The 12654-nt window shown below is 66.0% G+C and carries 10 protein-coding genes and 5 pseudogenes; 7 read left to right on the forward strand and 8 right to left on the reverse strand.

Translation table 11 applies throughout. The features are described from left to right. Positions 1-25 precede the first annotated feature (25 nt). Positions 26-298 (reverse strand): annotated as a pseudogene (locus OG225_RS10945) (hypothetical protein); the annotation flags it as partial. A gap of 90 nt (positions 299-388) precedes the next feature. On the opposite strand from OG225_RS10945, the gene OG225_RS10950 reads away from it, so the two are divergent. The 4 genes and pseudogenes from OG225_RS10950 (at position 389) to OG225_RS10965 (ending at position 2087) form a co-directional block, all read left to right on the forward strand. Next, positions 389-637, forward strand: coding sequence for a hypothetical protein (locus OG225_RS10950; protein WP_405181564.1), 249 nt, complete (start codon positions 389-391; stop codon positions 635-637). Between the two features lie 25 nt (positions 638-662). Beyond that, positions 663-1132, forward strand: a pseudogene (locus tag OG225_RS10955) (CoA transferase). 15 nt (positions 1133-1147) lie between these two features. Next, a pseudogene (locus tag OG225_RS10960) lies at positions 1148-1344 on the forward strand (aldehyde dehydrogenase family protein); the annotation flags it as partial. 272 nt (positions 1345-1616) lie between these two features. After that, positions 1617-2087, forward strand: coding sequence for a response regulator (locus OG225_RS10965; protein WP_405181565.1), 471 nt, complete (start codon positions 1617-1619; stop codon positions 2085-2087). Between the two features lie 187 nt (positions 2088-2274). Here OG225_RS10965 and OG225_RS10970 read toward each other — a convergent pair whose 3' ends face one another. Further along, a complete protein-coding gene (locus OG225_RS10970) occupies positions 2275-3375 on the reverse strand; it encodes a GDSL-type esterase/lipase family protein (protein ID WP_405181566.1) in 1101 nt (366 codons plus the stop codon). Between the two features lie 1024 nt (positions 3376-4399). Then, positions 4400-5245, reverse strand: a complete 846-nt coding sequence (locus tag OG225_RS10975; protein ID WP_405181567.1) for an NAD(P)H-binding protein — start codon at positions 5243-5245, stop codon at positions 4400-4402. Positions 5246-5327: 82 nt separating this feature from the next. On the opposite strand from OG225_RS10975, the gene OG225_RS10980 reads away from it, so the two are divergent. Then, positions 5328-6317 carry a cupin domain-containing protein gene (locus tag OG225_RS10980; protein ID WP_405181568.1) on the forward strand — a complete coding sequence of 330 codons (990 nt, stop codon included), beginning with the start codon at positions 5328-5330 and terminating at the stop codon, positions 6315-6317. Here OG225_RS10980 and OG225_RS10985 read toward each other — a convergent pair. Continuing rightward, a complete protein-coding gene (locus OG225_RS10985; protein WP_405181569.1) occupies positions 6256-6828 on the reverse strand; it encodes an aldo/keto reductase in 573 nt (190 codons plus the stop codon). The genes OG225_RS10980 and OG225_RS10985 overlap by 62 nt on opposite strands. Positions 6829-7359: 531 nt before the next feature. Between OG225_RS10985 and OG225_RS10990 the strand changes: the two genes are divergently transcribed. Beyond that, positions 7360-8367: a putative zinc-binding metallopeptidase gene (locus OG225_RS10990; RefSeq protein WP_405181570.1), complete on the forward strand. Its 1008-nt coding sequence runs from the start codon at positions 7360-7362 to the stop codon at positions 8365-8367. On the opposite strand, the pseudogene OG225_RS10995 reads toward OG225_RS10990, so the two are convergent. Next, positions 8292-9593, reverse strand: a pseudogene (locus OG225_RS10995) (protein kinase domain-containing protein); the annotation flags it as partial. The gene OG225_RS10990 and the pseudogene OG225_RS10995 overlap by 76 nt on opposite strands. Before the next feature lie 146 nt (positions 9594-9739). Beyond that, positions 9740-11020: an FAD-dependent oxidoreductase gene (locus OG225_RS11000; RefSeq protein ID WP_405181571.1), complete on the reverse strand. Its 1281-nt coding sequence runs from the start codon at positions 11018-11020 to the stop codon at positions 9740-9742. Between the two features lie 263 nt (positions 11021-11283). Here OG225_RS11000 and OG225_RS11005 point away from each other — a divergent pair, with 263 nt between their 5' ends. After that, positions 11284-11685, forward strand: coding sequence for a DUF2867 domain-containing protein (locus OG225_RS11005; protein ID WP_405181572.1), 402 nt, complete (start codon positions 11284-11286; stop codon positions 11683-11685). 47 nt (positions 11686-11732) lie between these two features. Here the strand turns inward: OG225_RS11005 and OG225_RS11010 are convergent, their stop codons facing one another. Both OG225_RS11010 and OG225_RS11015 read right to left on the reverse strand, forming a co-directional pair. Further along, positions 11733-12158, reverse strand: a complete 426-nt coding sequence (locus OG225_RS11010) for an STAS domain-containing protein (RefSeq protein ID WP_405181573.1) — start codon at positions 12156-12158, stop codon at positions 11733-11735. A 9-nt stretch (positions 12159-12167) separates the two neighbouring features. Continuing rightward, positions 12168-12641: pseudogene (locus tag OG225_RS11015) on the reverse strand (TetR/AcrR family transcriptional regulator C-terminal domain-containing protein); the annotation flags it as partial. Between the last annotated feature and the right edge of the window lie 13 nt (positions 12642-12654).

The raw sequence follows: 12654 nt of genomic DNA on the forward strand, positions 1-12654 counted from the left end.
GTTTCATCGGCTGCGGCGGGATCGAGTCGGCGGGCGGCGGCCCTTCGACCCCGCGGTGGGCCAGCGCCGTCCAGGTCATGCCCGGACAGATCGCGTTGACCCGCACGCCCTGAGTGGCGAAATCCATGATGATCGGCGCCAGTCGCAGACGTGTGCTCGGCTTGGCAGGCCGCGAAGCCGATATCGCCAGCATCAGCAATGTGCCGTTCGCCGCGGGACGGACGCCGCAGCAGGAGGCGGTGTATCGCACCGGCCACGTGCGTGCGGCGGCGGGCGACCGGTTCGGTGACCTCGACATCGAGAGTTCGCCGTTCTTCACCGCGGTGACGACGGATTCGGCCGAGGCGTCGGGGCGCGCGAAGCGCTGGACTGGGGCGCGGTCGCGGAGGTGCACCCCAAGGATCGCCTGCTCGATCGGGTCCGGGAACTGGCCTACGAACTCGCCAAACGACCGCCGATGGTGCTGCGGTACACCCGACAGCTGTTCACCCACGAACTCAAGCGGGCGTTCCTGGACCGGATGGGGCAGGGCATCGGCCTGGAGACCTACGCCCAGCGCGAATTCTTCCCGTTCGGCGGCGGGATGGAACCCCTCGACCGGGCATGGGACGACAAGCCCTGGTCGCAGAGCCGGTAGACGCATCGAGTGCCGGAGGTACGCCATGCACGCACTGGAAGGCGTCCGGGTCCTCGACCTGGGCACCTACTTCGCCGGACCGTTCTGCGCCACCGCCCTCGGCGAATTCGGAGCCGAGATCATCAAGGTCGAGCGGCCGACATCGGGTGACAATCTGCGACGATTCGGCAGCGACACCGAGTGCGGCGACACGCTGTTCTGGCTCAGCGCAGGCCGCAACAAACGCTCGGTGACGTTGAGCCGCGCGGCCGTGAAATGCTGCGCGAGCTGATCCGGGTCTGTGACGTCGTCGAGAACTTCCGCCCCGGCGTCATGGAACGGTGGGGACTGGGTTTCGAGCAGATCCAGGAACTCAACGAGCGCGCGATCATGCTGCGGGTCTCGGCCTACGGTCAGCATGGTCCGTACCGGGACCGGCCGGGCTTCGCCCGTGTCGCGCACGGATTCTGGGGTCTGGCCTACCTCGCGGGTGAACCCGACGGTCCACAGCGCTGAGTGCGCGACTACATCGACCGCGGGCTCGCCGTGGCCGCGCGGGTGCGCACCGGCTCCTTCGGCATCAACGAGGGCTGCATCACGGGCCCGTTCGCCCCTACGGCGGGGTCAAGACCAGCGGTTACGGTCGCGAACTCGGAAAGGAGGGCCTGGACGGCTACCTCGTGACGCAATCGATTTCCCGCGCCGCGCAACCGGTCCGAACGACCTGACGCGCATCCGGCCGTTCGGCGGACACCTGCCGTCCGCGACGACATCCAAGGGGGCGTCGCCGTGGAGGCGGTACGCCACCCGGTGTCCTCGATCTGAGACACCCGAGATTCGTGTACCGGAGCGGAAACGCGGAACCGGTGCCGTCGCGACGGAGTGTGCCCGGCGCGACACGTTGCGAACCACCGCCACAACTCGGGCCGCGTTTGCGCCGATCACCCGCACCGGACAGCCACGCCCCATACTGAGGTCTACAACATAAAATTGGAGTCTCGTGCGCACACTCGGCCGACCGATCGACATCCTGATCGTGGAAGACGATCCAGGTGACGAGTTGATGACCATCGAGGCCCTGGAGGAGAACCGGGTCGGCAACACCTTGCACGTGGTCCGTGACGGGCAGGAGGCCCTGGACTTCCTCTACCGCACCGGGGACCACGCCGACGCGCCACGGCCGGGGCTGGTGCTGCTCGATCTCAACCTGCCCAAATACAGCGGCCGCCAGATCCTCGAACGCATCAAAGCCGACCAGGATCTGTGCGACATTCCCGTGGTCGTGCTCACTACCTCCTCCTCGGAGGACGACATCGTGAGCAGCTACCGAAGCCACGCCAACGCCTTCGTCACCAAACCGGTCGACCTGAGCCAGTTCCTCGACGCGATCAAGAAGATCGATGACTTCTTCGTCCAGATCGTACGACTCCCCGAACATCCCCGATCCTCGCCCGGCAGCGGGCCGCGGTAGTCGCCTGTTCACGCAGGCCGCCGATAACGCGGGTCAGGGCGCGCGAGACCTGCCTTTGGGAGACACCGGCCCGTTCGGCGATCTGGGTCCGGGTGACCTCGGCGGGTTCGACAAGACGGAACCTTTCTCGGTGTCGCCGTCGACGGTACCGAGTCCATCGACGTCGCCGCGGAGCCGACGAGAGGTGTCAGCAGGCGGGGGAGTGGGTGTCGGTGAGCATGGTGAGGTCGATCGTGTCGGCCATAGCCCGGTAGCCGGCGGGGCTGGGGTGTAGTCGGTCGGGGCTGGAGTAGATCTGTCGGAGCACCGCGGGATCGGCTGGATCGCGGAGTGCGGCATCGAAGTCGACTATGCCGTCGGCGCGGTTCTGTGTCCGAATCCAGGTGTTGATCTGTTGACGGTCGGTTTCGCTGCGTGGTGCCAGCAGGACGCCGTCGACCAGCGCGTCGGAGGCGGGAAGGAGTGTGCCCAGCCAGATCTTCTTACCGCTGCGGTGGGCCGCGGTGATGAGTTGTTCGTATCCGGCGATCATGGAGGCGACGTCGGGGGCCGGTGGGAGCCCGAGATCGTTGATTCCCTCTTGGACCAGTATCGCGGCGACCCCGGCTTGGTCGAGCGCGTCGCGTGGGAAACGTGACAGTCCACTCGGGCCGAGCAGTAGTGGTTCACCGCTGGTCAGCACACGGTTGCTGCCGATTCCGGCGTTGACCACCGAGATCGGGATGTTCGCGGCGTCGAGTCGCCGCTGTAACAGGTCGGGGTAGCGGCCGTTGGTGTCGGCCACCGCGCGGTCGGCCGGTACCGAAAGCACGGTCGCGCCCACGAAACCGTCGGTGATGGAGTCGCCGAAGGCCACCACGGCCCGGGTACTCGCCGGTGCCGACACGTCGAGTGCCTCGACGTAGAACCACGCTCCGGTGGTCGAGGAGAACTGTTCGGAGGCGGGCTGTGCGGTCAGGTCGCCACTGCCGTGCGGGGAGTAGTAGGAGGTGGCATTGGCGTTCCAGTGCTTGGTCGGTGGACCGGCGGCTCCGGACACGTGGATGCTGACGGCCAACGGGGCGAAGGAAGAGACCACGAAGGAGATCGGGTCGCTCGTGACATCGTTGCCCGCGGGAACAGTGATCGATGTCTGCCCGTCGAACCTCACCGGTGCGATGTCGCCCACCACTGAGCCCGAGACCTGGTTGCCGATGCTGACTCGGTCGAAGGTCACGGGGGTGAGCCCGAATCGGTTGGTCAGATGCACACGCAGCTGCGTTCCACCCAGGTGAGGGGTGATGATCATGCGGAAAGTCTGATCATCGACCGTGAGCGGGGTCGGTTGTCCCCAGGCGTCGAGCGGGGTCACCGAATCGGTGGGGCTGGCCGTCCACGATGCTACGAAATGCTTTCCAGTACAGTTGGATTGCGCGTGGCCGACCGCGGGATCTGCGCCGACTCCGACCAGCGCACTGACCAGCACCGCCACGGCGGCAGGCACGGTCAGCGCAGATGGACCCGAAGCACGGTTTCGCCGCGGTGTCGGACCGGGAAAATTCATCGTCGAGCTCCCATTCACGTCGTCGTGAGGTATCGCCGGGTATTTCTGGCACACCGTGTCGAGTAGGTCGATCGGCCGTGATGTGCGGTCGGTGCGTCTCGGGTCATCGTCGTGGCCCACGCCTATCGGGACATATCGATCTGTCTCAATCCTGCCGAACCGAATGAGCCGTGCGCCCGAACAGTCGAGAGTGTCGCGACCGCGGATTCTGTATATCCGGAACTGCCTCGGTGCCAGGGACCCGGCGTCGGCGGGTGCGCAACCCGATCGTCGGGTGTAGCCGCGGCCGGTGTGGCGTGGGCCCCGACCTCCCGCGCCACCGGTCACGCGGGCCGCGGCCACCGTCATGGAAGCACCGCCTACTCGCACCCGAGCCGATCGCCGTGGGGGTTCGATGCATTGCGGCCCTTCCGTTGACACCACCTCGGCGCGCTCGTCGAGATGTCCGTGTGACGTGGCGGTGTCACCGAACCGATGCGCCGCGACGTGCACAAATGAACAGTAACGCGGTTACTGCCGGCGGGGAGCCAGCGATCCGCGAATTGTCGAAAACCATATGCAGCGCTGAATAGATTTGTGATGCATGTGTGGTGAATCCTCGCGTAGGCAAACGTCGTGATGCCGCGACGGCGGCGTGGAAGCGACCGCAGTCCAGATCGTGCGGAATTCGACGCTGATGTCGTCGGCCGCCGCGTTGATCGGACGGTATTCCGGCTGCTCGGCGTCATAATCCGTCCCAACTTCCGGGGTGATTGTGTCGGTGTGTCGTTCAGGTCGTCCAAGCGCCGTTGGCGACGGCGGTCTCGACGAAGGTTCGGAAGTCGCGGGCGGGTCTCCCCAGCGCGCGTTGCACACCGTCGGAGACGTGGTTGTCCATCCCGCGGCGGATAGCTCCGACGGTGTCGGCGAATTCCGCGGCGTCCGCGGCGGGCCATCCTTGTTCGGTGAGCTCGGCGATGAACTGTTCGTGGCGCAACGGGACGTATTTCAGGTCACGGTCGGTGGCGGAGGAGATCTCGGCGGCCGCTTCGGCGAGCGTCACCGCCTGGGAGCCCGAGACCTCGTAGATCTGTTGGTGATGGCCGTCTTCGGTCAATGCCGCGACCGCCACGGCGGCGATATCTTCGGCGTCGACGAAGGTCGCCGCGCCATCGCCGCCCGGAAGTCGCAACTCGCCCGCCAGCACCGCGTCGAGGAAGAAGCCCTCGCTGAAATTCTGCGCGAACCACGCCGGGCGCACGATGGTCCAACGCAGCCCCGATTCCCGCAACGCTTCCTCGACATCGCCGAGAAGTTGTCCCACGCTGCTGTTCGCACCGGCATAACCGGGGGTGTCGATGCCGCGGCCGGACAGCCCGACGACCCGCTCGACGCCGAGCTCTCGGGCGCGAGCGATGAAGGGCTTCGCGACCGGATCGAGCTCGTACGGAACCAGATACACCGCCTCGACCCCTTCGAGAGCGGTGTCCCATGTCGAACGATCCGCCCAGTCGAACCGAGGTTGAGCCGAACGTGAACCCGGGCGGACAGGGACGCCCTTCTCGCCGAGCTGGGATACGACGCGCGAGCCGGATTTGCCGGTCGCGCCGGTGATCAGGATGGGTTGCTTTGTCATGCCTCGAGTCAAACCGCCGAGGGGGTGACTCGGCCATCTCTAGAACACTCGGATGGATTTTCGAGCGTCTATATTGAGAGGTGTGGATGGGCTCTCGGAGCTGCTGGACGGGGTTCGAGCCCGAGGGGCGTTGCTGACGCAGTCGATCCTGAGTTCGCCGTGGTCGCTACGGTTCACCAGCGCCGCCGAATTGAGCACGGCCACGACGCTGAGCGGCCGGGCATGGATCACGCCGTCGACCGGTGAACCGGTGATGATCGAGGCGGGTGACATCGCGATCATTCGGGGACCGGCCCCCTACATCATCTCCGACGATCCGACGACCTCGGTGCACCGGGTGATTTCGGTGGCGGACTACTGCGCCGAGTCCACCGCACGGCTCGGTGAGGAGCAGCGTCCAGCGCAGCCGCGGACATGCGGCAACGTCGACGAGGGCGGCGCGACTGTGCTGAGCGGCGCCTATGAGAGTGCCGTGGGAATCAGCGAACGACTGCTGGAAGAACTTCCACCCGTGCTCGTCGTCCCCGAATCCGATGGCGAATATCCGATTCTGGACATCATCGCCCGCGAGATCCCGCACGACCGGTCCGGACAGCAGGCGGTGCTCGACCGTTTGCTGGACCTCATGCTGACCTCCACCCTGCGGGCCTGGTTCGACCGTCCCCAGCGGCACGCCCCCGGCTGGTACCGAACCGGAGACGACACGATCGTCGGCCAGGCCCTGCGACTACTGCACGACCAACCGGCGCGGGCATGGACGGTCTCCGAGCTGGCCGCTCGCCTCGGAGTGTCCCGGGCGGGCCTGGCTCGCCGTTTCACGGCCGAAGTGGGTGAGCCACCCATTGCCTATCTGGCGGGCATGCGCGCGGCACTGGCGGCCGATCTGCTCCGCGAGACAGATCTGACCGTGGCCGCTATCGCGCGAAAAGTAGGCTACGCCAATCCGTTTGCTCTGAGCGTGGCCTTCAAACGTCGTCGGGGTATCACTCCCACCGAGCATCGGTCCATCTTCAGGCCGGGTACTCGCCCCCGGGTACTCGCCTCGTATCGAGATGACGGCGCCCTCCGCTGATGAGGTGCAGAGCACGGTCGCGCCCGATCTCGTCCAGTACGGCGAGGTCTTCTTCGGAGAGCGAGAGGCGGGCGGCGATGTTCTCGCGCAGATGCGCGATCGAGCAGGTGCCGGGGATCAGCAGGATATTCGGCGACCTGCGCAGCAGCCAGGCCAAGGCGACCGACGTGAGGCCGACGTCCAGTCGGGTGGCGACCGCCGAGAGCGCGGAGGAATGTACGGGGCTGAACCCGCCGAGCGGGAAGAACGGCACGTAGGCGATGCGTTCGAGGGCGAGTCGGTCGATCAACTCGTCGTCGTGGCGGTGGGCGAGGTCGAACATGTTCTGCACGCTCACGATCGGCGCGATGCCCTGCGCTTCGACAACCTGCTCGGCGGTGGCGTTGCTGACACCGAGGTGACGGTCAGATCGCCCAGAGCCCAGGTGTCGCCGGGCAGTGAAGGGGAGAGTGTGCTCATGCCTATTTCTTTCGCATCGACTCTGCGGAGGAGGCGTGGCGCCGGACTTCATATTGGATGTGCAACTTCCTGGTGGGAAGTGGGCACTTCGAAGTGCGTTGGTGACCCGCGGGTGACGGGAGTAGACGATGGGTCCGACCACGGCGGTCGAGAAGAGCCGGGGCCACGATGGAGTACAACGCTCTCGTGGCCGCCTGCGCGAACCGAATATTGCTCGACCGTGACGGCGTGCGGCTGCTGGAAAACCTGTACGTCGAAATACTTCTGAACGTTCGGTGTGCGCACCTGTTCCTGCCGGTTCGGCTCTCGTCGTTGCCGAATATCTCACCCCTTCACCCTGCGTTCGTTTCACTCGATGACCGGGGGGTATTGCACGACAGGCAACGCCGGTCTCGGCCGGTGCGCAGGTTCGGCACGCGATCTACATTCACGGGACGCGCCATGTCCCGGGATCCTCGACCGATCACGTCCCTGACCAACCGAATGCTCTCCGGCATCCTCGCGCCGAGGGCCGAAGTACACGACCGCCTGCTTATCGAGGGGCGGTGACGAACTGTGCGACGAATATCCAGGAGCGGATGGAATGCGTAACTTTGTGTGCGGCACGTGCGGACAGCTGCTGTCGTTCGAGAATTCGGTGTGTCTGCACTGCAAGAGCCGGGTGCGGTTCCATTTGCCGAGTCGAACAATGCTGGCACTCGATCAGCACGGCAGCGTCGAGGTCGATGACACCGCCTGGCGTAGCTGCGACAATCTGTCTCTGGCACGATGCAATTGGCTGGTTGAGGCAGCACAGGCCGACCCGTTGTGTCGGTCCTGTCGGCTGACGCGGACGCGACCGGCCGACAACGATGTCGAGGGTCTACGGGCGTTCGCCGACGCCGAAACCGACAAACGCCGAGTAGTGCTCGAATTGACCGAACTGGCACTGCCCATCACCGGACGTGAAGACGATCCCGACACCGGCCTGTGTTTCGATCTGCTCTCGAGTAGTGCCGAGCGAGTCACGACCGGACACGAGGATGGTCTGATCACCATCGACCTCGCCGAGGGTGACGACGTGCACCGCGAACAACTGCGGGTGTCGATGGAGGAGCCCTACCGCACCATGGTCGGGCACTTCCGCCACGAGATCGGGCATTACTACCAGACCGTGCTGGTCGGTACCGGGGAGCACCGGTCCGGATTCGAAGCGCTTTTCGGCGATCCCGACACCGACTACCAAGAGGCGCTTTCGCGCCATTACGACCAAGGGGCCCCGCAAGGTTGGAAGTCGGAATTCGTCTCGTCGTACGCGACGATGCACCCCGCCGAAGACTGGGCCGAGACCTTCGCGCACTACCTCCACATCCGCGACACCCTCGACACGGCGGCGGCGTTCGTCATGGCACCGGCCGCTTCGACCTTGGACTCACTACTGCCCGGCAAGGTCGGATTCGAGCGGATCATCGAATGGTGGCTGCCGCTGTCATGGGCACTCAATCAAATCAACCGCTCCATGGGCCACCAGGACCTCTACCCGTTCGTCCTGCCGCAGCGTGTGCTCGACAAGATGCAGTTCGTCCACGACCTGATCGTCCCCGGCAACTGAGACTGGTCTGACGACCGAGCGGCCACATCCCACATCGAAACCGGCCGGATCGGGGAGTGAGGGGACCGGTACCGCCGCCACGCGCCGACGGTACCGAACCTTCCCGATGGCCTCCGCCGCAGTCGCCCGGCTGATCCGCTCGGTGTCGGACTCTGTGCTCCTACGCGGCGGACCGTCGAAGAATTCAGGGCGTAGTTCAGGGGGAGCGGGTGCGGGTACTTGTAGTCGCAGTCGCCGCGTTGCGAGCAGCTGATCGCGATGTGACGCCAGGTGTCCGACCCGACCTTGCCGTCGACGGCGATCTTGACCGACCCCTGGTACTTCTTCACCGCTGTCTCGCTCGGTAATTCGAGGAAGAAGTCGGTGTCTATCGGGACCTTCGTCCGCCAGTAACACCGCAGCAGTCCCGTCCGGACACTGCTGGCCACGGCCTGACCGGTGCTCGTCGGGGGCGGTGTTGTCGGGGCCGCGCCATCGGATCTGTGAGCGGTCGGCCAGACAGCGATCGTCATCGCCGCCACGACAGCGACGAGGATTGCTCCGATGGCCGTGATGCGGCGGCGCGGAACAGGCACCGGACAGGGGAAACCGCTACGTCGTTGCCCGCGTGCGGAATCCGTGACCGCGAGCTCGACGGCCCGTACGAATTCCGCGCAGGTCTGATACCGCCGCTCCGGCTCTTGTGCCATCGACCGTGCGATCACCTCTTCCAGTTCCGGTGGCACATCGGGGCGCACCCGCACCGGCGCAGGCGAATCCAGCACGGTCGGGGCACCGCCGGGCGACGGTGGAGCCCCCTGCGGATTCGCCCCCGTGATCAGCGCCGACAAGGTCGCGCCGAGCGAATAGATGTCCGCCCGACGGTCTACCGCGAGCCCCCGCGGCACCTCCGGCGCGGCCAAAGCGGGAGTGCAAGCGCGCCAACCTGTTTCGGTGACGGTCTCGGCCTCTTCGACGGAACGAGTCAGTCCGAAGTCCGCGATCAGCGCCCGTTCACCGTCGTCGTCCTCGGTGACCAGGATGTTGGACGGTTTGACATCACGATGCAGCAAGTTCTGCGCGTGCACGTGACGCAGCCCCTTCGCGGCGTCGCATATGATGCGCGCCGCTCGGTCCGGCGCCAATCCTCCGGGCTCCCTGCGCATGAGTTCGGCCGCGTCCGTCCCGTCGACATACTGCATCGCCATCCACAGGGCATCGCTGTCGTCGCCCCGGTTGTAGACCGAGTCGACATTCGGGCCCTGGGAATACGGGCCACGTGGTCAGGCACCGCTGTGCCCACTACCTCACCCCCGAGCCTCGGTGTCAAGACAACTTTGTCCGACCCGGGTGGTTGACCCCGGAGTGTCGGGGTGAGCGAACCTCGCGTTCCTCACGACCCGCACCCGGGTCGTCGCAGCAGCTCGCCGAACTCGGCCGAGTTCGGCGAGGTCCGGTCGTTGTCCATCGCGGACTGTCTCTCGGTGGCTTCGGTCGATATCGCGGTGTGGCTGGTGGCCCGGAGGAAAGATGTCAGCGCGTTGGTCGCCAACTCCAGGGGCAGCAGCGCGGCCGGTTTCATCGTGGACTCGCCGTGGGAGACCTGACGTGAGGTCATCCAGGAGACGGCGGCGACACTGCGCCGACGGGTTCTGCCGTACCAGCGCAGCGCTCGAGGCACGGTGCGCTGGGATGCGAGGGCTCGGCGCAGCACCATCGTGTCCAGCAGAGCCTGATTGGTGCCCTGAGCCAGCGTGGGCGGCATGGTGTGAGCCGCGTCGCCGAGCAGCGTGATGCGGCCTCGTCCCCAGTCACGCGGTATCGGATGTCGGAAGTGCGGAAACGGCGATCTGCTCAGGTCATCGTCGGTCAATGCCGCCAGCACCCGGTCCACCGATCGGGACCAACCCGCGAAATGCGAGCGGATGGTGTCGATCGGGGAGTCGGGTCGCACGAAATCCGGGGCCCAGGGCAGGTCGAACCACCATTGGAGGTGACCGTTGCCCGCGGGCCAGAGGCCGAGGTTTCCACCTTCGCCGATGATGATCACCGCGACGTCGCTGTCGGCGATATCGGGCAGTTCTATCAGCCCCTGCCAGCTGCACCAGCCGGTCGGCTCCGCGTCGTCGGCGTCCAATACCGCGCGCACCGTCGAATGTCGCCCGTCCGCGCCGATCAGCAGATCACCTTCCGCCGTTGTGCCGTCCGCGAAGTCGACTCGCACGCCGTCGGGGCTGTCGGTCAGGGCGACCGCGCGCGCGTCGAGTCGGATGCGATGCATCGGGAAGTCGTCCAGCAGTCGTTCGAGGAGTACCCGGCGCGGAACCATGCGGGTGGGCGCTCCCAGTTCGGCGTTCAACGCGGTCACGTCGAGCGTGGCGACACGGCGTCCGGCGGCTGTCGACACGTGGACAGCGGAGAGGAGTTGACCGGCTCCGGTCATGTCGACGCCGAGTTGGGTGAGCACTCGGGCGCCATTCGGCCAGATGGTAATCGCCCCACCGGCGGCTCGTACCGCGGAGGCTTGCTCGAAGACCGTGACATCGTGGCCGTCGCGCAACAGCGCTCGGGCAGTGGCTATTCCGCCGACACCGGCGCCGACTATCAGTACCCGCTGCGCGGATGCCGTTGGGATGCTGTTTCCAGGTCTCCGACCTGATATCGACTTCCACATGCCTCAACCACGCGCGAGCGGTCGGATCGGTTCATTCGACGCGCAGCAGGTGCCGCACGGCCGGGATTCGTCCCCGAAGGGCCGCGGCCATACGGCCGGGCGTCACTCCGCCCATGGCAACCGTGGTGCGCACCAGGTGAGATCGGTCCGCGAAACCTGTATCCGCGGCGATCTCGGTTCCTCGATCATGATTCCATGCTCGCACCACACACACCTCGATCTCCCGTGACGCTCGACTCGCCCACAGCACGTAAGGCTCGCCGATGAGAATTCCGAACTCGGTCTGCACCGCTCAGCAGTGGAGAATCCACGAGATAGCGTCGGATTTCACCGTCGAAGACGTCTGGGCGTTGCCGACGCCGGGCGGCCCCGACGACCTGCACCGTCTGGTGGAGTGGTTCACCTCGGTCTATGAGACCGACACCGAGTGGGTGGCCGAAACGGCCAACAAGACCGTGCACGCCGCGATGCATATCGGTTGGGTACCAGACGATTCCGGGCCCGGGTACCACGGCCGGATGGCGGTACTCGTCAAACCCAACGGCCTGTTCGGCAGGGTCTACATGACCATGATCGTTCCGTTCCGCTACATCCTGGTCTACCCGGCTCTGCTGCGGTTGATCGCACGCAGCTGGGTACATCAGGCCGAGTCGCCGCCCGCGTGAGGAGACCGCCCGCGACAATGCCTCCAGGGGCTCGGAGGAAACGATGATCAGCCGCGGCGGGAGAGATCGTCTCCGAGCGCGGCGTGGGCGTCTTCGAGTGTCTCGCAGACGTGCAGCAGGTCCGTGAGGCCGGTGAGGCTCATGGGGCGCAGGGTGGCGGAGCTGTTGGCGACGACGACGAGTCGGTCGCGCTGGTTCGTAGGCCGCACGTATTCGGCCAAGACCGCGAGTCCGGCCGAGGCGAGGAAGGTCACGTTCGACAGATCGACGACGACGCCGTCGGCCCCCTCGGCAGGGACGGCGCGCAATGCCTCTTCGATTCCGGCGTGCAGTCGGGGCGCGGTCAGCACGTCGATCTCACCGCTCACCCGGAGCACTCGCACGGCACCCATCGCCTCGACCGCTGATTCCATCTGCGTGCCGGACTGATGCGACGACACCACACCCTGCTGTTGTGGTTCATTGGAGGTCACGAGGCGAGTTTACATTGTATCCGTCGGCGAGACCTGGGCGCGGCGAGGGCGGTGTGCGGTCCAGCCCTCGAGGCGGTCGATCAACGCTTCGAGGGCGTCTTCGAATTCCGCGGCGCTGTGGTCCTGGGACAGCATCGGTTGAAGCCGACGCAGGTTCGGATAGTCCGACAGGTCCCGTGCGGGGACGGTTGCGGGCTCGTGGACGCCCGCGGTGTCGTGGGGTGCGCGGGCAGCGACCTCGAGCAGGAGTTGGCCGAACAGGAATGTCGTGTAGGTCCGGTATGCCGCGACGGCGGCCTCGTCATCGAATCCATAGGACAATATCGTGTTCAGGAAGGTTTCCGTCCATCGCAGACTGCGTAGTGACGGCGGCACCCACGGAGCTTGCGGCGGGTGGGGTGCCTGTGGGAACAGTTCCGAGTGGTTCAGCGCGACCTGACGCACGCCGTGTGCCAGGCGCACCAGGAAGTCCTGCCAGTTGTCCGAGCGCGATGCT

The sequence above is a fragment of the Nocardia sp. NBC_01377 genome, from assembly GCF_045040005.1.
In the GTDB taxonomy this organism is placed as follows: domain Bacteria; phylum Actinomycetota; class Actinomycetes; order Mycobacteriales; family Mycobacteriaceae; genus Nocardia; species Nocardia noduli.